The 21,274-nt window shown below is 61.1% G+C and carries 17 protein-coding genes and 1 pseudogene; 10 read left to right on the top strand and 8 right to left on the bottom strand.

All coding sequences use genetic code 11. The annotated features are described in order from the left end of the window. Window positions 1-118: 118 nt before the first annotated feature. The 3 genes from AC6I9V_RS04660 to AC6I9V_RS04650 form a co-directional block, all read right to left on the bottom strand. A complete protein-coding gene (locus AC6I9V_RS04660; protein ID WP_497898528.1) occupies window positions 119-553 on the bottom strand; it encodes a hypothetical protein in 435 nt (144 codons plus the stop codon). A 43-nt stretch (window positions 554-596) separates the two neighbouring features. Beyond that, a complete protein-coding gene (locus tag AC6I9V_RS04655; RefSeq protein ID WP_497898527.1) occupies window positions 597-1,490 on the bottom strand; it encodes an Ltp family lipoprotein in 894 nt (297 codons plus the stop codon). 388 nt (window positions 1,491-1,878) lie between these two features. Continuing rightward, the gene (locus AC6I9V_RS04650; RefSeq protein ID WP_497898526.1) at window positions 1,879-2,463 is read right to left on the bottom strand and encodes a histidine phosphatase family protein; all 585 of its coding nucleotides are present in this window, start codon (window positions 2,461-2,463) and stop codon (window positions 1,879-1,881) included. Between the two features lie 121 nt (window positions 2,464-2,584). On the opposite strand from AC6I9V_RS04650, the gene AC6I9V_RS04645 reads away from it, so the two are divergent. Then, entirely contained in the window at window positions 2,585-3,673 is a 1,089-nt protein-coding gene (locus tag AC6I9V_RS04645) for an AI-2E family transporter (RefSeq protein ID WP_497898525.1), read from the top strand. Here the strand turns inward: AC6I9V_RS04645 and AC6I9V_RS04640 are convergent. Continuing rightward, entirely contained in the window at window positions 3,670-4,326 is a 657-nt protein-coding gene (locus tag AC6I9V_RS04640; protein WP_497898524.1) for a DinB family protein, read from the bottom strand. The genes AC6I9V_RS04645 and AC6I9V_RS04640 overlap by 4 nt on opposite strands. Before the next feature lie 386 nt (window positions 4,327-4,712). Between AC6I9V_RS04640 and AC6I9V_RS04635 the strand changes: the two genes are divergently transcribed. Both AC6I9V_RS04635 and AC6I9V_RS04630 read left to right on the top strand, forming a co-directional pair. Continuing rightward, entirely contained in the window at window positions 4,713-5,093 is a 381-nt protein-coding gene (locus tag AC6I9V_RS04635; protein WP_497898523.1) for a VOC family protein, read from the top strand. 511 nt (window positions 5,094-5,604) lie between these two features. Continuing rightward, a complete protein-coding gene (locus AC6I9V_RS04630; protein WP_497898522.1) occupies window positions 5,605-6,720 on the top strand; it encodes a hypothetical protein in 1,116 nt (371 codons plus the stop codon). A gap of 164 nt (window positions 6,721-6,884) precedes the next feature. On the opposite strand, the gene AC6I9V_RS04625 is transcribed toward AC6I9V_RS04630, so the two are convergent. Then, entirely contained in the window at window positions 6,885-7,625 is a 741-nt protein-coding gene (locus AC6I9V_RS04625; protein ID WP_497900254.1) for a GIY-YIG nuclease family protein, read from the bottom strand. A gap of 136 nt (window positions 7,626-7,761) precedes the next feature. Here AC6I9V_RS04625 and AC6I9V_RS04620 point away from each other — a divergent pair, with 136 nt between their 5' ends. The 7 genes from AC6I9V_RS04620 (at window position 7,762) to AC6I9V_RS04590 (ending at window position 20,089) form a co-directional block, all read left to right on the top strand. Further along, window positions 7,762-10,917, top strand: a complete 3,156-nt coding sequence (locus AC6I9V_RS04620) for a DEAD/DEAH box helicase (protein ID WP_497898521.1) — start codon at window positions 7,762-7,764, stop codon at window positions 10,915-10,917. 362 nt (window positions 10,918-11,279) lie between these two features. Continuing rightward, a complete protein-coding gene (locus tag AC6I9V_RS04615) occupies window positions 11,280-13,343 on the top strand; it encodes a GmrSD restriction endonuclease domain-containing protein (protein WP_497898520.1) in 2,064 nt (687 codons plus the stop codon). Between the two features lie 443 nt (window positions 13,344-13,786). Then, on the top strand, window positions 13,787-14,284 hold the full coding sequence (locus AC6I9V_RS04610) for a hypothetical protein (RefSeq protein WP_497898519.1): 498 nt from the start codon (window positions 13,787-13,789) through the stop codon (window positions 14,282-14,284). 706 nt (window positions 14,285-14,990) lie between these two features. Continuing rightward, window positions 14,991-15,629: an N-6 DNA methylase gene (locus AC6I9V_RS04605; protein WP_497898518.1), complete on the top strand. Its 639-nt coding sequence runs from the start codon at window positions 14,991-14,993 to the stop codon at window positions 15,627-15,629. Next, window positions 15,626-17,239, top strand: coding sequence for an Eco57I restriction-modification methylase domain-containing protein (locus tag AC6I9V_RS04600; protein ID WP_497898517.1), 1,614 nt, complete (start codon window positions 15,626-15,628; stop codon window positions 17,237-17,239). The genes AC6I9V_RS04605 and AC6I9V_RS04600 overlap by 4 nt, the downstream gene beginning before the upstream one ends. 14 nt (window positions 17,240-17,253) lie before the next feature. After that, window positions 17,254-17,541, top strand: coding sequence for a hypothetical protein (locus AC6I9V_RS04595; protein ID WP_497898516.1), 288 nt, complete (start codon window positions 17,254-17,256; stop codon window positions 17,539-17,541). After that, complete coding sequence (locus AC6I9V_RS04590; RefSeq protein ID WP_497898515.1) at window positions 17,492-20,089, top strand: GIY-YIG nuclease family protein; 2,598 nt, start codon at window positions 17,492-17,494, stop codon at window positions 20,087-20,089. Before AC6I9V_RS04595 ends, AC6I9V_RS04590 begins: the two co-directional genes overlap by 50 nt. Here the strand turns inward: AC6I9V_RS04590 and AC6I9V_RS04585 are convergent. From AC6I9V_RS04585 to AC6I9V_RS04575, 3 genes and pseudogenes are all read right to left on the bottom strand, one after another. Beyond that, the gene (locus AC6I9V_RS04585) at window positions 20,073-20,405 is read right to left on the bottom strand and encodes a hypothetical protein (RefSeq protein WP_497898514.1); all 333 of its coding nucleotides are present in this window, start codon (window positions 20,403-20,405) and stop codon (window positions 20,073-20,075) included. The two genes, AC6I9V_RS04590 and AC6I9V_RS04585, sit on opposite strands and share 17 nt — an antisense overlap. Continuing rightward, window positions 20,356-20,508: a DeoR family transcriptional regulator gene (locus AC6I9V_RS04580; protein ID WP_497898513.1), complete on the bottom strand. Its 153-nt coding sequence runs from the start codon at window positions 20,506-20,508 to the stop codon at window positions 20,356-20,358. Before AC6I9V_RS04580 ends, AC6I9V_RS04585 begins: the two co-directional genes overlap by 50 nt. 318 nt (window positions 20,509-20,826) lie before the next feature. Then, window positions 20,827-21,126 (bottom strand): annotated as a pseudogene (locus tag AC6I9V_RS04575) (SLC13 family permease); the annotation flags it as partial. Between the last annotated feature and the right edge of the window lie 148 nt (window positions 21,127-21,274).

Genomic DNA, 21,274 nt, shown 5'->3' with positions numbered 1-21,274 from the left:
GCCGAGAATTCGGCGGGAGGCAGTCAGCCGCTTTCGTGGTGGGCAAGCCGAAACCGGCAGAGGCCCATGAACGGCTGGTGCAGATCGCTGAGGGCAGCCATCTGCACCAGCCGCAAGGCTACTTGGTTACGTGAACGACAACGGCTTTGCTGACGGCCTGCTCGACCCCAGGGTTATCGATCCCGGTCACGGTCCAGTTGCGCAGCAAGAGGACAGTCTTGCCTGTATCGGCGTTGTAAATAACGTTCTTGAACCCCAAAGCAGTCAGGTCGTCGTCGAGTGCCTGAGCGTTCATGCCTGGAACTACGGCTGGAATTACGGCCGTCTTGAGCGGAGCGGGCGCGGCGGGTACGGCTGCGGCAGGCGCTGCGCTAACTGGAGCCGCGGCTTCTGCTGGCACGGTAGCGGTAGCCGTAGCCGTAGCCGTTGCGGTGGCCGTCTGCGTGACCGTGACGGTCTCGGTGACGGCCGGAGCAGCCTTGGGCGTATTAGCTCCTGCGCATCCTGACAAGGCAAGACACAGCAAGCCCGTCAGAGCTAGTTCTTTTTTCATTGTTCCCATTTTCTTTTGTTCAAGATTCCGTAGCGTCGAAGCGCTAGAGGCCGTTCTGACTCGTGCCGTACTCGGCCTGTTCCGGGGTGAAACCCTCGAAGATCAGTTGGTCTACCAGCCCACTGTGCGAGAAGGACGTCATGTCCAGGTAGCTCTTACCCTTCTTCGCTGCCTGCTGGTTCCAGTCGACAGTGACGTGGTCCACAGCCCACGTCGCGTCCGCGGTTGAGAACTTCTCGAACTCCAACTGCCCGATTAGGCCCGTGCGGGAGAAGCCCGCGAAACTGAGGTAGCTGCCAGCTTTCCGCAGAGCGTTCTGCTGGCTAACCGTCCCCTTCTTGGCAGCGGCTTCAGCCTCAGCCTTTGCCTTGGCCGCTGCATCGGCTTCGGCCTTGGCTTTGGCAGCAGCGGCTGCGGCGTCAGCGTCTGCCTTGGCCTTAGCGTCCGCGTCCGCTTTGGCCTTGGCGTCAGCATCGGCCTTTGCCTTTGCTGCGGCGGGGTCCAGTGTGGCGGTTTCGACAGGGACAGCAGCCGCGGTAGCCGCGGAGTTTTTCGTAGTGGAAACGGACGAGGCAGACACTGGGGAGGACGCGGCGCGCGCGGAGTTCACGACGATACTCAGGAGGATGAAAACGGCGGTGACGATCAGGGCAATCTTCTTGTGCTTGTCGTAACCCTCCAGCGGAAGCCCCTGCTTGTCGCGGGTCTTGTTCGCCAGCACCAGGATGAGGTCGATCAGGGCCCAGATGCCCAGACCGCCGATCGTGACAAGCTTGAGGATGCCGGTTCCGATCTTGCCCAGGTAGAAACGGTCTATGCCGAGAACACCGAGGAGGAGGGAAAGCAGCCATGTCACCAGGAACGATTTGCTGCTCTGCTGCGCCTGACCATAGCCGGGGACCGGCGGATAGGGGGCGAGATTGGGGTATTGGCTCATGAGAGTCCTTTCATAGGACACCTGACCGACGTGCGATGTAATGCGTGCGGAGTGGGTGCGGTGATGGACGCACATTGAGGGAGACCGGTCTGGAACGTGGGCCGCAGAAGCGGTGCGTAGCTCCGGACAACAGTTACAGGCATCTTCGCTTCCCCCAATAGCGTCGCGGGCGAAGATACCCGCAAAGCGAAATGTTACACGCAGTATGCGACATTTAAATGGGGCAATGGAAAATGGCTTCTAAGTGGTTTTCGGGAAGAAGTGCCAGCGTCCAGTTGTAGCGGCCAGCCCGTTGAAACACGCCGTCACGATAGGGACCCCAGAGCTCGATCACGCTTGCGCTCAACCGCAGCTGCAAAGAAGGAAACCTGCTGGCCGGCGTTTAGGGTCAGACGCTGACGTCCGCTGTCAGCCGTTCGCCGTTGAAGTACTCGAGCTGCCAGCCGTCGACGGCGTGGTGGTGGGCCAGGTTGAGCGCGGCATTCTCGATGCTCGGCAGTGGGCGGCCTACCACGCGGCTGAGGCTCACCCGGAGCAGGGAGCCGTGCGCGACCACCAGGACGCGGCCGCCGCGGAACTCTTCCGCCAGCGCTTCCAGTGCGCCGAGCCCGCGGTCGGCGGCGTCGTCCTCGCTTTCGGCGCCGCGGAATCCACCGGGGATGCGCAGGGCGTCCAGCTCGGGGCCGTCCTGCAGACCCTCGGCGGGGCCGAAGGAGCGCTCGGTGAGCCCAGGAACAAGCCGGGCCACGCTGAGCCCCAGCCCGGCCGCGATCAGCTCGGCGGTCTCCGCCGCACGACTCAGCGGCGAAGAAACGATCGCGTCCCACTCGTACGATGCCAGGACGGCGACGGCGTCGCGCGCCTGGCCGCGGCCGACGTCGTTCAGCGGAATGTCGGTGGAACCCTGCAGCCGGCGCTGCGCATTCCAGTCGGTCTGGCCATGGCGGACGAGGGCAAAGGTTGTCAGGGGCATGGTTTCCATTGTGCCTTGAGCTGCCGGGGGCCCTGCCATCCAGGCTCCGCACATATGATCGGAGGGCCGATTACGGTGCGGCGACGGCCGCCCCGCAGCGCCAAGCGAAAGAGGACAACCCATGCCTGATACCCGCGCCGGGCTGCCGTCGATCTGGACCGACAGCCTCGGCCGTGCCAGCATCCGGTCCCTCCAGGTCCTTGCTGTGGCCGCCTTTGCCTGGGCCGTTTTGTGGACCCTCACCCGGGTTCCGCTGGTCATCATTCCCGCCACCATCGCCGTGATCCTCGCTGCGGCTATCGCGCCACTGGTCCGCTGGCTCGCCGGGCACGGTTTCCCGCGCGCCCTGGCCGTCGCTGCCTCGTTCCTTGCGATCGTTGCCGTGTTCGGCGGCATCGTCACGGGCATCGTGTTCCTGGTCCGCAGCCAGTGGAAGGAACTGAGCCAAAAGGCCGTGGCCGGCGTCGACCAGCTGCACACCTTCCTGAACACCGGCCCCATCCCGGTCAGCGACGAGCAGATCAACACAACACGTGAATCCGTGCAGAAGTTCTTCACCTCCAGTTCCTTCGGCTCCGAGGCGCTCACCGGGGCGCGGACCGTCGGGGAAATCCTGGTGGCCATGATCCTCATGGCTGTCACCTTGTTCTTCCTGCTCAAAGATGGCGCCAAGATCCGGGACTTCCTCATCGGCTTCCTGCCTGCCGCCCACCGCGCCACCGCGCATCTTGCCGCAGACCGGTCCGCTGTCGTCCTGGGCGGCTATGTCCGCGGTACCGCGCTCGTCGCGGCCTCCAATGGGCTCATCGTCGGGGTTGCCCTCGCGATCCTGGGTGTCCCGCTCGCATTGCCCCTCGGCGTCTTCGTCTTCATCGGCGGATTCATCCCGATCGTCGGCTCCACCGCCGCCGGGACGCTGGCCGTAGCCGTGGCACTGATCTCCAACGGCCCGGTTTCGGCCCTCATCGTGCTCGCGGTGGTCGTCGGCGTGAACCAGCTCGAACACCACTTCCTGCAGCCGGTCCTGATGGGCAAGGTACTGTCCATCCACGGCCTCGCCATCCTGCTGGCCCTGGCCGCCGGGACCATGCTCGCCGGTGTCATCGGGGCCCTGCTGGCCGTTCCGATCACCGCCGTCGGCTGGACCATCATCAAGACGGTGACCGGCCGCGAACCCGCCCCCGGGGCGGCCGACGCCGATGCCTCTTAGCCGGCGAATCCCGCCTGAATGACCTCCAGGTCGCGGACGGCGTAGCGGTGGTGCTCCCATTCCTCGTTGAGGATGGTGTGCAGGCAGGAGCGAACGGTCACCGGTTGGCCGGGGGCCCATGGGTTCCGGCGGGTCGAGGCCAGATCCGCCGCGGTGACAGCGGCTAGGTAGTCGCGCACCATGGCCGCCCGCTGCGCTCGGACCTCAAGCACCTCGGCATAGGACGGCGGAACACTCGCGAAAACGGCCGGGTCGTAACCGTCGGTCTCGTACTCGGTGTTGGGTTGGCCGATCGGATGGTACGGCTCGTCGATCTCCAGGATTGCTTTCCGAAGCCACGTGTCCGTGGCCATGACCAGGTGACGCAGGGTCTGGGCGAACGACCACTCGCCGTCCACCGAGATGTCGACCGATCCGCCCGGCATCGCCGCGACCCGCTCGAGGGTTGCGGCCCAGGTCTGCTCCAACACGGCCCAGGCGGCACGAAGACCATCCGGGTCGCCGGCGCGCCGTTGGGCGCGGCCAGGAAAGCGGCGGTTGAGTTCCGCCTCGACAAAAGGGACGACGTCGACGCCGTTGACGCGCAGGGTGTTCCCGGCCTCGGCCAGCCACGGTGCATCGATGTCCGCCCCGGCCGCGTCCACCGCGCGCATCACCGCGCCGGACAGGTCGGACCGGATGAACCGGGCGCCCCGCTAGTTCACGTCGGTGAAGTGTGCGCCCTGGAGGTCGCTGGACTGATCGAAAGCTGCCATGCCGGTACTCTGCCACGGGCGGGGCTGATTCCGCAGCACCCGGGCGGTAGGGGGCGGCCGCCGGCCAGCGCCCTCTGTTTCCGCAGGGTCCGCCGGTCCATAATGGCCCCATAAGCTTCGGGGACCGCTTGCGCGGGTGATGGGTGGCGCGGCGTTGACGAGTCCCAGGTGGCCGTCCCGGTTCGGCGCGAGGGGCGGTCACAGTCTCCGGACGAGGGTTCCGGAGACCGACACCGGGGGGGAGCAACGCCAGCGCCGTCGTTGACGCACTGAAGGGAATCATCATGCTTGGGGATTCAAACATCATGGCCGTCCTGCCCGCGAAGGACATCAACAGGGCGAAGGATTTCTACCGGGACAAGCTGGGCATCGAACCCTCCGAATCAATGGAGGAGGGCAGCCTGATGTACAGCTGCGGCCAGGGAACCCGCTTCCTCGTGTACCAGACGGACAACGCGGGCACAGCCAAGAACACCCAGATGGGCTGGGAAACGGACAACCTGGAAGCCGAGATGGAGGAGCTGCGGGGCCGCGGAGTCGTCTTCGAAGAGTACGACTTTCCCGGCCTGAAGACGGAGAACGGCGTGGCCACCGCATCCTGGGGGAAGGCCGCCTGGTTCCTGGACAGCGAAGGCAACATCCTCAACATCGCCCAGCGGTCGTAGGCACGACGGCGCCACCCACGTGCATGATGCGCTATCACCTATGGTCCTTCTCAGGCTGGAGAACAGCCATACGTGATAGCGCAACCGATATGAGTCCGCCCCGCAGCACCCATGCAGCGTTGTTAGGCTGCAGCCAGCCGTTCTGGTCCAGCGTTTGAGCGCTGAAGATGGCGACGGCCAGGGTCAGTGCGGTTTCTTCGAACGGGCTCAACTGTTTGTGTCGGCGGTGAAGATTAGGCGCTGGGATTTGGAAACCGCAGCGATAACCGTATGGTGCCTGAGGTGAGTGGGAGTGCGAGGGGCGGAGAGGCCTGCCCAATAGGCCTCGCATGACTACTTAGGTCGAGAGACTGCTACGGATTCGAATTGCCGGCCGTCCCATTTCCTCTCGAGGCAGTGACTCGTGCTAGCAGGCGTAACAGTTGCACAGCTGTCGTTAGGAATCACAATAGGCAACGATCGCACATGTATTTGTCCCGGTATTGCTCTCAAGCAGCGTAGTCTTACCGTCATGCAAGGCGCTCTCTACTTCCCCTACATCGGAGTCCCCCGTACTGCTTGGTGGACTCGGACCTTACTCTATTGGGACTCTGTAGCCACGATCACGCCGCAGAACTTCATTAATAACCCGGACCTTCACGATGGCACTACCCGGGAACTGATACAAAATGAACTCGTCTACCAGGTTTCTCCGAGTGAAGCAGGCCCAAATTTTGCGGCACATTTCGAGTCATTTCTCAGGTTTCAGGATCCACTGGAGCTTGAGAAGCGTCAACGCGACTTCAACAATGGGAAATTTACCCGAATTCATGTCGACAAACTGATGGTTTATGAGCTAGGACTCAACTCGCTGGCACGGCACGGCCTTGCTCGTCTCGAAAGCCACCAATGGGCATTGGTAGAGGTCGCGTCCGCCGCTGAGTTCATGGCAGCCCTCGCTTTGAGCCTTTGCGAAAACGTCGGCTCTAGCGGTCGAAACCCTGAGGGATGGAGCCGAACGGGTCTTCCTCAGCATGAACGATGGATTCCAGTCACTGACGAGCCGTCGTCGGCCAACGCACTCTTGTCGGGTTTGACGCCGTTGGACCGCAGTGGAGAAGTGGGCAGAGTACGGTTACGGTCAGAGGGCGAGTTGCAGCTCGCAGAGATACGATCTGTGGTCCTGGAGAGCGTCCTACCCGTCCCGGAACATCCCATGGACGTAGACGACCTCCTGCGTTTCCGACGCCGCCACGGTGATCTTCTGCCGAAATTTCGGCGCGAAATGGAGCGAAGGGTTCAGCTCCTGGCGGACATCGACGATCCAATCCGCCACACTCGGGTCGTGGACGAGCTAGTGGAAGAGGTACGAGAGCGCGCAGCGCAGGTCGGTGCCTACTTGAGCGAGTCTCGCGTCCGTCGAGTGACTAAGTCACCGCTGGTGAGTCTTCTCAAGCTTGTACCAGTTTTGAAAGACACCCTAGAAGCAGGACAAGCCCTAATGAGCGATGGGCAGGCAAATGATGCTGACATGCGTGAGCCGCTAGCATACCTGGCCTTTGCCAATGAAGCCTTCGCGCCCGTTCAGAGGTATTGGGTCGATCCCGCCAATGGCCGGTCCCTCCTTGGGTCCATGAGCGGTTACTAACCAACTGACCAAGGAGTCTGACCCACGCCACGCCACGCTTCCGCGGTGAACTCGCCGGCGGGGCCGGGTTCCAACGCCGTCGCCGTCCAGAGCGCGGCCACAGATCGGGGAAATAAGCTCGAAGGGCTGGCCGCCCGCTGTATTCACTCCGCGGCAAGCGACTCTCAGCGAATTCGAGATCGACCGGGGCCGATCTCTCCGCGATACCGCAATTTGGCGATGTAGTCCCCAATCGTGCTCGGGTGCACCCCCACTCGCTCGGCAATCTGCGACCGTGTCCAACCTTCCTCATAGAGTTTCTTTGTCAAGACCATTCGCTCGGTTATAGCGTCCACTTTTGCGGTTGCAGTAGTCGCACTGACCGGTGAAGCGCCACGTTCGGCGTTTTTTGCGGAAGCGCCGGAATCCGAACGCCGTTCACCTATGGCGCTGCTTTGCATCGCAGCCGCCGTGCTACTGGTGTGCCGCTGTTCCGCTGTCAACCCGTCCCGATTCAGTGGGGGTTTCAGCGAAGCGCGTAGCGACTTCTCTGCGTCTCCCACGAGTGACACTGAATCGATAGTCACAAAGGACATAGTCAGGTTATTGGTCATCCAACTTGTTAGCCGCGCCTCATGGTCTTGGATGAGTCCCGGATGCGCCGACTTTCCTCGCCATTCGGCTTGCATGCCCATCAGCGATGCGAGCGCCCTCCGGAGGGTTGACGTGGACGTGAGGAGTTTGTGATGCTTCGCGCGCGTGCGTAGGGAGGTCGCCCGTCCGATGTAGATTAAGTCACCTTGTCTGATAGGTGCCAGCGCCGGAGGCCAGTTGAAATTTAGCGGGAGATTGCCCTGAAGGAACCATTTATAGACTCCGGGAGATGATGGAGCGGCTGTCCAGGCGTTTTCGCAGGGCTCCGGCATCGTCCATTCATGATCCCCATGTGCTGCTTTCATTGTTGAATGGTAGCGAAATCCACAGGATATTTTGTCAGTCGGGCTGTCAGAGTACGTTGCACCGCTCAAGAGAATGCCACTCCTCTTGAAGTAACCTGGCGCAGTGACTAATTACATTGGGGGAGTGGCGGCGGAGCAGTTGCCCGAGGGCTTGTATGAACTTCTGAATACGGATGCCCTCGGCGACCATCTGAGACAAGAGCGAGAACTCCAACCGGTGTTCGCAGACATAAAAGACGAAGACTCCCCGGACATCCTCTCCCGCCACGTAGCAGACGCCGTCCGGCGGGCCTTGGCCGCGGCCAAACCCAACGACCGCGTCGCCCTCGCCAACAAGCTTCTCCAGGAACTGAACACCGGAGACCGCATCGCCCCCGGCCCCACTCAACTGCAGTCCCTCCACCGCCCGGACAGCCTCAAGCGCCGCAATCTCCGCCGCCCCACCACCAAGCTGAGCGACTCCGCCCTGCTTACCAACAGCAAGGACGATCCAAACCTCGCCGCGGAACTCAGGACGGAGATCGAATCGGCCAACACCGTCGACCTGCTCTGCGCCTTCGTCCGGTGGACCGGACTCAGGCTCCTCGAACCCGCCCTCGCGCAACTCAAGGAGCGCGGTGCCAAACTCCGCGTCATCACCACCACCTACATGGGCGCCACAGAACGCCGCGCGATCGACGAACTCGTCAACCGATACGGCGCCGAGGTGAAGATCAACTACGAAACCCAGGCCACCCGCCTACACGCCAAAGCCTGGCTGTTCCGCCGCAACTCCGGCTTCGACACTGCCTACGTCGGCAGCTCCAACCTCAGCCAGGCAGCCCTGCTGGACGGCCTGGAATGGAACGTCCGGCTCAGCTCCGTCGGCACGCCCACACTGCTGCAAAAGTTCGAGGTCACCTTCGACAGCTACTGGGAACAGCGCGCCTTCCAAAGCTACGATCCCGAACGCGACGGCGAAAAGCTGGACGCTGCACTGGAACGCAACGGCGGCCTGCGGACGGCAGTCCCGGGAGCGGCCACCGGCCTCGAGCTCCAGCCTTTCCTCCACCAGGAGGAGATGCTCGAGGACCTGGAGGCCGAGCGGCTCAAGGGCTTCAACCACAACCTCCTGGTCGCCGCGACCGGCACCGGCAAGACCGTCATCGCCGCCCTGGACTACAAGCGCCTCTGCGAAGCGGCCGGCAAGGACCTGAAGCTGCTCTTTGTCGCGCACCGCCAGGAAATCCTCAAGCAGGCCATGCGCACCTACCGCGACGTGATGCAGGACGGCGCCTTCGGCGAACTCTACGTCGGAGAGCACAAACCACGGCAGTGGAAGCACATCTTTGCCTCGGTCCAGTCGCTCTCGTCCCTCGGCATTGAGCAGCTGGAACCGGACTTCTTCGACGTCGTCGTCATCGATGAGTTCCACCACGCCATGGCGCCCACCTACCGCCGGCTGCTGGATTACCTGCAGCCGCAACAGCTCCTCGGCCTGACCGCGACGCCGGAACGCGGCGACGGGGTCGACGTCGCTAAGCAGTTCTTCGACGGCCGCACGGCCAGCGAACTGCGTCTCTGGGACGCGCTGGACGCCGACCTTTTGGTGCCGTTCCACTACTTTGGCGTCTCGGACGACGTCGACCTCAGCCAGCTGGAATGGAAGCGCGGCAACTATGACACCGCGCAGCTGAACAACCTCTACACCGGCAACGACGCCCGCGCCGCCAAGGTGATCCGCGAACTCCGGGACAAGGTCACCAGCACGGACCAGATGCGAGCCATCGGCTTCTGCGTCTCGGTCCAGCACGCCCACTACATGGCCGAGGTCTTCAACCGCGCCGGCATCGCCTCCGTCGCCGTCGACGGCAGCACCGACGACGCCGACCGCGCGGCGGCGCTGAAACGTCTCGCCGCACGCGAGATCAACTGCATCTTCGCCGTCGACCTCTTCAACGAAGGCCTGGACCTGCCGCAAGTGGACACCATCCTGATGCTCCGGCCGACGCAGAGCGCCACGATCTTCCTGCAGCAGCTGGGACGCGGACTGCGCCGCGCCGAGGGAAAGGCGGTGCTGACCGTCATGGACTTCATCGGCCAGCAGCGCCGTGAGTTCCGCTTTGACCTGCGCTACCGGGCGCTCACCGGGTACGGGCGCAAGGAGTTGGAGAAGGCTGTTGAGGACGAGTTCCCGTACCTGCCGTCGGGCTCGCAGATCGTGCTGGACCGGGTGGCGCAGAAAGTCGTGTTGGACAACATCAAGGCCCAGTTGCGGTTCAGCCGCGCCCAGCTGGTCCGGGACATCGCCTCCTACGCAGAGACAGAACTGGAGGCTTATCTGGAGCGGTCCGGGAACGACGTGAAGTCGATCTACCGGTCCACTAAGGATTCGTGGACCGGCTACCTCCGCCAGGCCGGGCTGATCGAAGGGTACTCGCCGTTGGAGACGGTCCTCAGTGGAAGAATCCGGGAGCTCTCCGATGCCGACGAGAAGAAGCTCCTCGGCCGGATGGCCGCGCTGATCCACGTGGATGACCCGGAACGTGCCGAGGCGTACTCGAGGCTCGTCGGCGCCGACGCGCCCCGCTACTCGGAGCTCGGAATGCGCGAGCAGACGTTCGCCCGCATGCTCTTCTACACGCTCTGGGACGACGGCGGCGGCTTCCAGTCGTACGACGCCGGTCTGGACTACCTGCGCGGCTACCAGTTTGTCTGCAGCGAGATCCGCCAGGTCGTGAAGCTCGGCGTGACCGCTTCCAAGCACGCCGCCAAGGGCCTCGGTGCGGGGCTGCAGCACGTTCCGCTGCTTTCGCACGCGACGTACCGGCGCGAGGAAATCCTTGCCGCCCTGCAATACGGTTCGCTGGAGCTCGGCAAGAACGTTCAGCACCGGGAGGGCGTGGCCTGGTGCCCGGCGACGTCCACCGACGCCTTTTTCGTCACGCTCGATAAGGATGACAAGAAGCATTCGGCCACCACCATGTACAAGGACTACGCCATCAGCCCGGAGCTGTTCCACTGGGAATCGCAGAACGCGACCTCATCCGGAAGCCCTACGGGCAAGCGCTACCTCAACCGGGGCGCGCACGGTTCGAAGATCCTGATCTTCACGCGGGACACCTCGGAAGACGAGACTGGCCTGACCGTGCCGTACACCTGCCTCGGCCAGGCGGACTACGTTCAACACGTTGGCGAGAAACCAATTTCCATTACATGGAAGCTGCACCGGCCAATGCCGGCAGACGTATTCACTACTGCCGCAGCGGTGGCACACTAAAATGCCACTGACGCGAGGTGCCTCGGACGGGCGATTGTGCGGGATGGCCCGGTACAAATGTCCCGCGAAGTGGCTAAAGCTCTTATTGGGTGAAGGAATTTGAGCATTCTCCGTTGAGGCACATCCCGTGCCGGGCAAGCTGATCACCGCTGGGTGCCGTTTCATTGACGATGTCTGAAGTACGCGTCGATATAAGCGGATGCAAGATCTGCCGCAAGGCGGGCGGTATTCTGGTCCCGCGGTCTCAGCATGGATGCGTTCCCAGTTGCGCAGCGCTCGACTGTCCTAGCTCGACCGCGGTAGGTCTGAAGCGACGGTTGTTGGGCCTCAGGTAATTGTCATAGGTATCGAAGGGGACTCGCGTGAAAGCCGTAGACGCCAACCTGCTGGAGCTGTTGAAGAAGAGCGAGCGTTTCGTTGTTCCGATCTATCAGCGCGTCTACTCATGGGGCGAGCCAGAGTGCCAGCAGCTCTGGCAGGACATCGTTCGTGCCGGTGATCGAGACAATTTCAATAACCACTTCACCGGTTCGATTGTCTACATCGAGAAGGACCAGGGTACCCGAACCTCCCGTGAACCCGACTTGATTATCGACGGCCAGCAGCGCGTCACGACCGTAACGCTTCTGTTGGCTGCTCTCGCATCACGTCTTGACGAACTCCCTCACGAGGATCGCGAGCCGGTAGCCGGCTTCGCGCCACAGAAGATTCGCGGGCTGTACCTGACGAACCCGTACGAGTCGGGTGACGAGTATTTTAAGCTGATCCTGTCCCAACGCGACAAGGACGCGCTGAAGGCAGTCGTCCGGAGGGCACCGTTTCCTCCGACTGACTCGCGGGTGATTGCCAACTACACGTACTTCGTCGATCTGCTGCGCGCTGCCACAACCGACAGGCTCATCAACGTTTGCCGTGGCCTGTCCAAGCTCGTTGTAGTTGACGTGAAGCTGACCCGGGGCGCCGACGATCCGCAACTCGTATTTGAATCCATGAATGCCACCGGCAAGAGGCTCTCGCAGGCTGACCTGATCCGGAACTTCGTCTTGATGGATCTACCGCCCACGCGCCAGGAGCGCCTCTACGAGGACTATTGGTTCCCGATGGAGCGAGAGTTCCAGGGAAGCAACGAGGGCCGCTTCGACGAATTCGTACGCCACTTCCTTACAGTAAAGACCCTGTCAATTCCCCGCCTCGACGAGATCTACGACGCCTTCAAGTCCTACGCTTCCGAGCAGGAAGAGGAAGGGACGACGCGCGATGACCTGGTGGTCGACCTGAGCCGCCATGCGCATTGGTTCGCCGCGATGGCGCTCGATGCCGAGCGCAATCCGGCCTTGGCCAGGAGATTCCGCGAGCTCGACCAACTGGCATCCGTGGCTTACCCCTTCCAACTTCGCTTGTACGCCGATTATGCCGCTGGCGCCCTCGCTGGTCCGGACTTCAGCAGGATTCTGGACACAATCATCGCCTATCTGTTTCGTCGCGCGGTTTGCAGGATCCCTACGAACAGCCTGAACAAGACGTTTGCAACGCTCGCCACCGCGATCGACGCCGAGCGCTACGTGGAAAGCGTCTGCAGCCGGCTCCTGACGCTGCCGGATTATCGTCGGTTCCCGCCGGACGAGGAGTTCGAGGAGGCACTTAAGATGACGGACATGTACCACCTGAAGCGTCGCGGGTACTTCTTTCGCACCATGGAGAACCACGGCCGGAAAGAGGAGGTTTCGATTGCTGAATACACAATCGAGCACATCATGCCGCAGAACGCCACGCGTGCCTGGCAGCAGGCGCTCGGTGCCGACTGGGAGGCTGTGCATGACCGCTACCTGCACACGCTTGGGAACCTGACGCTCACTGGCTACAACCCGGAATACTCCGACCGGCCATTCCTTGAGAAGCGGGACATGGCGGCCGGATTCAGGGACAGCCCGCTCCGTCTCAACCAAGGTATCGGCCAGCGCGACGAATGGAATGCCGCGAGTATTGAACAGCGCGCACGGGCGCTGGCGGCCCAAGCAGTCACGATCTGGGCTCGCCCCGAGCTCGGCGAACCTGTCCTCGCCGAATACCGGGAGCGCTTCGTCGACTCCAGACGGTTCGATTGGTCTCAGGCGCATGCGATTCTGGGTGCCCTGCCCGCAGGCCGCTGGACGAGCTACAACGCCCTCGCCGAGGCAATTGGCACAGGTGCGCAAGCAATGGCACGGCATCTTTCAGGCTGCGACCGGTGCACGAACGCTTATCGAGTACTCACCTGGGACGGAAGCGTCGCACACGAGTTCCGTTGGGGCGACTCAGAAGATGACCGCGATCCCGTAGAAGTGCTCCGATCCGAGGGAGTGTCCATTCCGGACGGACGGGCAGACCCGGAGCAACAGTTGACTTCGGAGGATCTGCTCGCGCTGGTCGGCGAAGACGCGCCCTAAGTCCTGCCCGTGCTTACTAGGGGCTAACCGACCCCAAAAGGAGTGGCGACGCGGTCATCGTTAAGGACCAGAACGTGGAGCCTCGCGGAGCACTCGAATGATTCGGGGTCTCTGATCTAGCCTCGGAAATCACCAGTGCCACGGTCTTCCTGCAGCTGCTGGTACGCGGGCGGCGCCGTGCCGAGGGCAAAGCGGTGCTGACGATACTCGACTTCATCGGCCAGCAGGGCCGAGAGTTCCGCTTCCACTGGCGCTAGCGGGAACTGACCGCCTACGATCGCAAGGAGCTGGAGAAGGCCGTCAAGGACGAGTTCCCGTACCTGCCGTCCGGCTCGCAGATGGTGCTGGACCGAGTGGCGTAGCAGGTGGTGCTGGACAACATCTAGGCACCAAGACGCACCCGCTACGGGGAGCTCGACATCCGCGAGCAGGTTTTGCATTGCATGCTGTTCTACACGTTCTGTGATGACGGCGGCGGGTTTAGAACTTACGCCGACGGCCTGGAGCACCTGAGCGGCTACCGGTTTGTGTGCCGCGAGATCCGTCAGGTGGTGAGGCTGGGAGTGGCGGCGTCCAGACATGCAGCGAAGAGCCTCGGTGCGGGGCTGCAGCACATTCCGCTGGTGTCGTATGCCACGTACCGGCGCGAGGAGGTTTTTGGCGGCGTTGCAGTACGGTTCGCTGGAACGTGGCAAGAACGTGCAGCACCGCGAGGGCGTTGCATGGTGTCCTGCGACTGCCACAGATGCCTGATTTATCACCCTGACAAGGACGACAAGAAGCACTCGGCGACCATGATGTACGAAGACTCCGCGATCAGTCCTGAGCTATTCGATTGGGGGTTGCAGAATGCAACGTCCCCCACGTCCGACGGGGCGGCGCTACCTTGTTCGGGCTTCGCGTGGTTCGAGGGTGCTCGTCACCAGAGAAACGGCGGATGACGAGACCGGCCTGGCGGTTCCCTACACGTGCCCTGGGCGAGCTGACTACGTGGAGCACAACGGGGAAAGGCCGATCGCGATCACCAGGAAGCTGCATCGGCCGATGTTAATGGACGTGTTCGCTACTGCCGCCGGCGTGGCCCAGCAAAGTCCCGTTGACGCGAGGTGGGCTCAGTCAGCAGCCGCGGAGAAGGTCTCGCCGTAGACAAAGGACTAACGGTTTTCGCCACTCGCTAGCATAATTAGGTCTGTTGTAACGTAACCGGTGATGGTCCGCTGCCCCCATCGGCGGACTTTTTCCTGTCGCAAATCTCTGCTGCACGGATAGGTGACATCGCACGGGTGGATGAAAAAGACCGAGGTCGAGGCCGCGGACTGTCCGGCTGCGCTTCGTCGCAGCAAGGCACCAGCTCCGCTGGTGCCCTGATCGAGACAGACGGCTTTGTTGGCGATTCTGGGGTAGTGGCTTGGAATAAGCAGTTCTGACCGGAGCCACTTATGTGGCCAAACGATCTTGTTGGAGACCAACCCGTATGGATTGGTGGGAATGCGAGCGGAGCGGGTATTTCTCCTCGGCTGACTCAGATGAATTCGTAGTCCAAATTTTGACGTCTTCCTGTTTTCGTGGCTGAGAAGTGAACGTTAGCCCTCCTCGGTATAATGGCATGATCGACTTGATGCAGGAGTAATTCTTGAGAGGGCCAGTGTGATTGAGCCAAAACGCCTCGTGAAGTCCAAACAGCGGGTTGCAGACCACGGCGAAGTGTTCACGCCCAGATGGATGGTCGAGGACATGCTTGATCTCGTCAAGCATGAATCGGAGCGCATCGACTCTCGTGTGCTCGAGCCCGCCTGTGGCTCCGGGAACTTCCTGGTACCGCTCTTGGCAAGGAAGCTCGCAACCGTTCGCCTTCGGCACGGGCGAAGTGATTTTGAGAAACGCCACTACGCTTTGTTCGCACTGATGTGTACCTACGGTATCGAGCTACTCCGCGACAACGCTGAAGAATGCCGCGCTAACCTCCTAGACGTCTTCAAAATATACCTGACCATCGATAGCGAAGATGAGTGGGCCCGGGCAGCACGAGCCGTTGTGGCAGTGAATATTGTCCAAGGCGATGCATTGTCAATGACAGTTCCGAGTGGAAAACCTATCACCTTCCCTGAGTGGGGTTATCTCGGCAAAGGCAAGTTCCAGAGACGCGACTTCCGTTATGACAATCTCACGCAGCGTGCATCCTTCGACGGAACCCTGCTCGGTGAACTCCAAAACGACGATCTATTTGTTCCCGCCCGTACATACCCGGTGATGACCGTTCGGCAGATCGCGAGTGTGGCCGAATGACACGTGCATCGTTCACCCGCCGCATATACAACCCCGATGTCCTCACCTGCATTGCAAACCTGTCCAATGATGAGGTCTTCACGCCGCCCGAGTTTGCGAACCAGATGCTCGACACACTTGCAGCAGCGTGGGCAGCGGCTAACGACGGCGCGGATATCTGGGCCGACCCTGATGCGACGTTCCTGGATCCGTCAACCAAGTCCGGCGTCTTTCTCCGCGAGATAGTCCGACGGCTTACAGAAGGGCTCATTTCAACGTTTCCCAACCGTGAGGAGCGCGTCGACCACATCCTCACTCGTCAAGTTTTCGGCATAGGGATCACCCAGTTGACAGCACTGTTGGCGCGGAGAAGTGTTTACTGCTCGAAAGTGGCTAATGGTTCACACTCAATTGCAAAGTCTTTTACTAACGAAGATGGCAACATCTGGTTCGAGCGCACTGAACACACGTGGTCTGGTGGTAAACGCGAGTTCTATGTCGATCCCTTAACTCTTGAGGAACTGGTGGTTTATACCAACCGCAAATGCCTCTTCTGCGGAGCAAGTGAGGACAGCTACGCGCGTGGCAGCTCACTCGAGACCCACGCCTACGCCTTTATCCATACCGACGACCCTAAAGTCCGTGTCGCAGAGATTTTCGGAGACAACATGCAGTTCGACGTCATCATCGGCAACCCGCCCTACCAACTAAGTGATGGCGGCGGAGCTGGGACAAGCGCGAAGCCCATCTACAACCAGTTCGTCGAGGCCGCGAAGGGGGTAGACCCCCGCTTCATGATGATGATCATCCCATCTCGGTGGTTCGCAGGGGGAAAGGGCCTTGATGGCTTCAGGAGGGACATGCTTGGGGACAGGCGCCTCCGTAATATTGTGGACTACCCGAACTCACGCGAGGTCTTCACGGGTGTAGATATTGCAGGCGGAGTATGTTACCTGCTTTGGGATCGGGACAACGAAGGTGATTGCCTAGTGCAGACGATCGAGAATGGCGTAACTTATAGTGCCACGCGTCGTCTTGACAGCCATGAGATTTTCATCCGTGACAACAGAATGCTTGAGATTGTTCAACGCGTAAATGCCTTGAATCCGACGAAGTTTTCCACATTGGTTTCGAGTAGGCGTCCATTTGGTCTCGATGCGGCGCATCAGGCAACTGCCGTAGGCGACCTCATTCTCTATGCGAGCTCGGGGGACGGCCGCATCTCCCGAGAACTGGTCCCCAAGGGCCTGGAATTGGCAGGCCGATGGAAGGTCTTGCTGTCGAAGACCTCGAGCGAGCACGCCGGGCAAACCGACAAAGATGGAATGAAACGCGTTTTCTCACGCATCGAAGTAATGCCGCCCGGATCAGTGGCAACTGAGTCGTACCTCATCGTTGGACCTTTTGACAGCAAGCTTGAAGCAGAAAGTGCCGTATCCTACCTTCGCACTCGGTTTGCTCGATTCTTGGTGTCATCGATCCTGCTAACCCAGAACATAACGAAGGCAATGTTCGAGTTTCTGCCGATCCCGAACTTCTCCGAGGTATGGACCGATGACTTGTTGTACCAGCTATATGAGTTGGAGGCCGCTGATATAGTCTTGATAGAACGAACCATCAAAGAGATATAAAAGGGGGAGTTAGCTTGAGCAAGCTTGTCTATGGGTCGCAAAACCAAGTGCGCTTTGAGAGCGAAGAAGAAAAGCAAGAAGCGCTGGCGTACTTGGCAACATCACCCGACGTTAAGTTGCGCTTCGAGAAGAACGACGAGCAAGGGGCTTGGGGTCCTGAGAAGAGGATTCACTTCTACTCAGAGGATGGGGTCCCCGAAGGGTTGCGGCGTAACTGGACCGCTGGTAGGGGTCGTATCCTAGGACGAATCAATGCTGCTGACTTCTATGACGAGGTTGAGGCCCTCCGGGCCCGTGGTTAGGCCCCTCGACGAACTTCTCCCCGAGAAGCCGAAGGCAAGGCTGCGCATCTATGCATGGGCGCCGGAGGAGTCGCCTACCGGCTACGCCGGGCTGCTCAAAGTGGGGCAGACCACGAGGGCTGATGTTAATTCGCGCATTCGCGAGTCGCAGGGGCAGATGCAGCAGGCTTACATGCTCCATGTCGATGAACTTGCGGAACGCGACGACGGTTCGGTATTCCGCGACTCTGATGTGCGTCAGCGGCTGATTGACAAAGGCTTCGAGAATCCGGCCATCGGTTCGTCCCGTGAGTGGATGCGTTGCACCCCGAGCGACGTGCGTACTGTGATTGCAGAGCTACGTAGCGGCGTGAGGCTCACTGGTACTCATCATGAAACGTTCCAGATGCGTCCAGAGCAACACATCGCTGTCGAGAAAGCATATGGCTATTTCGAGTCAATCTGGGGTGAGGATGCCCAGGCCGTGCCCCGCTTCCTGTGGAACGCCAAGATGCGCTTCGGGAAGACTTTCGCTTCCTACCAGCTTGCCAAGAGACTCGGTGCGAAGCGCATTCTCGTAGTGACCTTTAAGCCCGCAGTTGAGGACGCGTGGCAGATCGACTTGCAGTCCCACGCGGACTTCAGCGATTGGCAGTACCTCTCTTCGGCCGCAGGTGGTAGCCCGGACGAGGCCGACAAAAATCGACCGATGGTCTACTTTGGGTCGTTTCAGGACTTGCTCGGGCGGGACCGGAAAACCGGGCTCATTAAGGCTAAAAACGAGTGGGTCCACACCATAAACTGGGATCTCGTCGTTTTCGACGAGTATCACTTCGGTGCCTGGCGCGACTCCGCCAAGGAGCTGTTCGAAGGGGAGGACGAGAGGGTTAGGCAAAAAGAAATCGCCGCCGAGTACCAAGACGGCCTTGCGGCCTTTGATGAGGAGCTCGACGAGCTCGGCAACGACGAGGACGACTTCCTTCCCATCACCGCGAACGCATACCTTTATTTGTCGGGTACTCCATTCAAGGCGCTCGCGACTGGCGAGTTCATAGAAGAGCAAATCTTCAACTGGACTTACACCGATGAACAGCGTGCCAAGGCCGACTACGCTGTCTCGCACCCTGACGCATGGAACCCCTACGGGGCACTCCCTGAGATGCGCCTTTTCACCTATCAAATGCCCGATGAAATCATCGCCGTCGCAAACCAAGGTGAGTTCGATGAATTTGACCTCGATGCATTTTTTGAGGCCAAAGGCAGATCCTGTGATGCAGAGTTTGTACACAAGTCCGACGTGCAGAAATGGCTCGATATCATCCGGGGCGCGTTCCTGCCTACTCAAGTCGATGCAATGCGGATGGGCACCCGCCCGCCATTTCCGTATTCCGACGTCCGTCTCTTGCCGTACCTCCAACACTCGTTCTGGTTCCTGCCGAACGTGGCAGCCTGCGAGGCGATGGCGAACTTGTTATCCGAGAAGCACAACGTGTTCTGGCACGATTACAAGGCCCTCATCGTCGCAGGTGCTGCCGCGGGTATCGGGCTGGACGCCCTTCCCCCGGTTCGGGCAGCAATCGGCGATGGCCGCGATACTAAAACGATCACATTGTCGTGTGGCAAGCTCACCACAGGGGTCACTGTCAATCAATGGTCGTCCATCCTTATGCTGCGCAACCTTAAATCGCCAGAGACCTACTTCCAAGCTGCATTCCGCGTGCAATCGCCATGGTCGATCAAGAACCCCGAGGGCGACAACCCGAACGCCGAGGCGGTCCTCAAGCCAGTGTGTTTCGTGTTCGACTTCGCACCAACCCGCGCACTGCGGCAGCTTTCAGACTACGGGGTCGGGCTCTCACCGGAGACCCCGAACCCTGAGCAGGCTGTAGAAGAATTGGTAAAGTTCCTGCCCGTCCTGGCATACGACGGTTCTAACATGACACAGGTCGACGCCGGCGGTATCCTCGACATCGCCATGTCAGGGACTTCGGCGACACTTCTGGCTCGCAAGTGGGAATCAGTAATCCTTGTCAACGTGGACAACGACACTCTGCGTAAGATCATGAACAACCCAGATGCCCTCAGCGCCGTCATGAATATAGAGGGGTTCCGTGCACTCGGCAACGATATCTTCGAGACTGTGGTGAATAAGAGCGACGCCGTAAAGAAAGCAAAGAGGGAGAAGGGCGACGACCTCACCCCAGTGGAGAAGCGAGAAATAACGGCTGAGGAGAAAGAGTATAAATCCAAACGGAAGCAGATTCAAGATAACTTGGTCAAATTTGCCACCCGCATCCCGGCTTTCATGTACTTGACCGACTTTCGTGAGAACACCCTCCAGGATGTCATTACCAAGCTCGAACCCCTGCTGTTCCGCACCGTCACTGGCCTTACCGTCGAGGACTTTCACATGCTGGTAAATCTTGGCGTCTTTAACGCGACCCACATGAACCAGGCAGTCTTTGCATTCCGTCGATATGAGGACTCCTCCCTGTCCTACACAGGTATCGATTCTCACCAGGGACTACGCCACTACGGCCTCTATGACACAGTCACGGCAGTGGTGTAGGGGTAGGAAGGTGTTCCACACTCTTAGCCCTAACATTTGGCTTCGGAGGATCTGCTCGCGCTGGTAGGCTAAGAGGAGCCCTAAGCCCTGGTCCACCGATCCGTGGTGTCCAGGTGAGGCTCGGCGTGGTTACGGCCAACTTGTCGAACCCGCGCAGCTCGTGCGCCAGGGCACCCGTCGTGGACCCGGCGCCGTGCAGGACGTTTTCACCGTGCTGGATCACCGACACCGCCCACCGGGCGATCGCGTGCTTCTGCTCGAACGCCTCACCCGTGCGCTGCCACAGCGACGCCTCCGGGTGCGCACCCAGCGCCATCGCCCCGCCTTACGTCAGGGCCAGCCCCCTGGGAATTCAGCAAGGCCAGGTCGCGGCGGATGGTGGAGGCGGTCACCTCGAACCGGGCTGAGAGCTCTTCCACGGAGGCCAGGCCGGTGGTCAGGGCAAGGTGGTTGACCTCCTCGGGCCGCGCGTGGGCCGAATATTCCCGGTCTCCATTGTGTGGCAGCGCTTTGTTGCAACTTACCGCCGGCGCAGGCGCCACTGTGTGGGGCGCGAGCGTGAGTGCCGTGCTGGACACCCCTCTTGCGAGGTGCTTCGTCAATGGGAGCGGGCACGCCCTCGAGTGAAGCAAAGCAGGCCGCACATTTTTACCACACAGCCAAAGGCAGGCCGGCTGTCCAAGCCGGTCTGCCTTTTGGCGCGTCGTGCGTGGGCTCGCAGCCCGTCCGGATCCGGCCTACATAACCCCGGTCGGCACCAGCAGCACCCAGGCCAGCGCCGGCGCCACGAGGACCACCCCGCCCGCGTACATCATGAGCTGGCGGTAGACGCGCTGGCGGTCGTTGTCGCGGGCGTTGGCCACCACCAGGGCGCCGTCGGTGGAGAAGGGGGAGACATCCACCACGGTGGCCGCGATCGCCAGGGCCGCCACCGTGCCGGAGGCGCTCAGTGGGCTGGTGGCCAGCAGCGGGCCGGCCCTCGGGTTGAACGCGGTGAGCAGCGCCGTCGACGATGCGAAGGCGGAGCCGACGCCCATTCCACGCTGCTGGAAATCGCCCGCGAACGGGCCGGGGACTACCTGTAATAACGACGGCGGTCCGCTCGGCCTGGCTGCATCAGTGGACGTCGACGGCCCCTGCGTCCTGTGCTGTGTTTCCGGCGATGTGCTGTGCAATGTATTCGGC

The sequence above is a fragment of the Arthrobacter sp. SlRoot2-15 genome (assembly GCF_059739345.1).
The sequence above is the reverse complement of the archived record's forward strand: the minus strand, read 5'-3'. Positions and strand labels throughout refer to the sequence as shown.